The sequence below is a fragment of the Streptococcus suis genome (assembly GCF_002964045.1).
In the GTDB taxonomy this organism is placed as follows: domain Bacteria; phylum Bacillota; class Bacilli; order Lactobacillales; family Streptococcaceae; genus Streptococcus; species Streptococcus suis_U.
Genome location: NZ_POPB01000238.1, coordinates 1 through 1,647, shown reverse-complemented (window position 1 = coordinate 1,647; position 1,647 = coordinate 1). Strand labels below are relative to the sequence as shown.

The following is a 1,647-nucleotide window of genomic DNA, read 5'->3' as shown; positions in this document are numbered from 1 at the left end:
TAAGCCAAGTCAACAGCTGTCATTTTGAGTCTTTTAGAAACAGCTAAGCGACACGGACTTGATGCAGAGAAATATATGAACTATCTTCTAGAACACTTACCTAATGAGGAGACACTCGCAAAAAAGGAGGTGCTGGAGGCTTATTTGCCATGGAAGGAAAAAAGGCTCTATAATTTCTGTAGTGGGTAAATCCACCATGGAAACTATGGAGCCTTTTTGAGTATAGAAAAAAAGTCCCATATGACCTATAATGAAAAGCGACGAAACTCACATTAGAAAGGGTTCATATGGAACAACTAAATCTTATCACAAATCTTCTCAGAATTAAAGACAAAAATATTGTTATCACTGATGAATATGATATGGGAACTCACTTAGAACTCCACGGTCACTTGGATTATACAGCCCCTAAATGCCCTTCCTGCAAGGGACAAATGGCAAAATACGATTTCCAAAAAGCCTCCAAAATTCCCTACCTAGAAACAGCTGGTTATCCACTCCTTATCCGCCTTAAAAAGCGTCGGTTCAAGTGTAAAGAATGTGGGAAAATGGCTGTCGCTGAAACTCCTCTTGTCAAGAAGAACCACCAAATCTCTGTCGCGGTTAACCAGAAAATTGCCCAATTACTCATCGAAAATCAAGCAATGACACATATTGCACACAGGCTATCTATCTCAACATCATCAGTTAGTCGAAAGCTAAATGGGTTCAAGTTTGAAACAGATTGGAATACCTTACCTGAGGTGATGAGCTGGGATGAATATGGCTTCAAGAAGGGGAAAATGAGCTTTATCGCTCAAGATTTCAACTCCCTAAACGTCATTGCTATCCTTGACGGAAGAACTCAAGCAACTATCCGAAACCACTTTCTACGCTATTCCAGACAGGCTAGAAACCGCGTTAAAGTCATCACTATGGACATGTTTAGCCCATACTACCAATTGGCTAAACAGCTTTTTCCGCATGCCAAAATCGTCCTTGATCGCTTTCATATCGTACAACACCTCAGCCGTGCTATGAACCGTGTCCGTATTCAAATTATGAATCAATTCGACAGAAAATCGCAGGAATACCGAGCCTTGAAACGCTACTGGAAATTGATACAACAAGATAGCCGTAAACTCAGCGATAAACGATTTTATCGCCCTATGTTTCGTATGCACTTGACTAACAAGGAAATCCTAGAAAAACTCCTATCCTACTCAGATGAACTCCGACAGCACTATGAACTCTATCAATTTCTCTTGTTCCATTTCCAAGAGAAAAACTCAGATCATTTCTTTGACCTTATTGAACAGGAAATAGCCAATGTTAATCCTATTTTCCAGACGGTATTTAAGACATTTCTAAAGGATAAAGACAAGGTTTTAAACGCCATGGAATTGCCTTATTCCAACGCCAAACTGGAAGCTACCAACAATCTCATCAAAGTCATTAAGAGAAATGCCTTTGGTTTTAGGAACTTTGAAAATTTTAAAAAACGCATTTTGATTGCTTTGAACATAAAGAAAGAGAGAACGAAGTTCGTCCTCTCTCAGATTGCAGACAAACATCGTTTTGGTGTTTGTCTTTTTTACTGTTTTTAGGGAAAAATAGCTGTTTTGGTGCTTAAACCACCTCATCTGGACAAAATAAAAAGGCCTTCTT

1 protein-coding gene and 1 pseudogene are annotated in these 1,647 nt (G+C 39.1%); both read left to right on the top strand.

Annotation, left to right across the window (positions count from 1 at the left end; all coding sequences use genetic code 11):
- Positions 1-189 (top strand): annotated as a pseudogene (locus C1E99_RS02195) (transposase domain-containing protein); the annotation flags it as partial.
- A gap of 98 nt (positions 190-287) precedes the next feature.
- The gene (locus C1E99_RS02190) at positions 288-1,586 is read left to right on the top strand and encodes an ISL3 family transposase (RefSeq protein ID WP_105206451.1); all 1,299 of its coding nucleotides are present in this window, start codon (positions 288-290) and stop codon (positions 1,584-1,586) included.
- Positions 1,587-1,647 lie beyond the last annotated feature (61 nt).

Excerpts from the sequence above, each read along its gene's own strand:
- C1E99_RS02190 (WP_105206451.1), top strand. The coding sequence starts at position 288 with ATGGAACAACTAAATCTTATCACAAATCTTCTCAGAATTAAAGACAAA.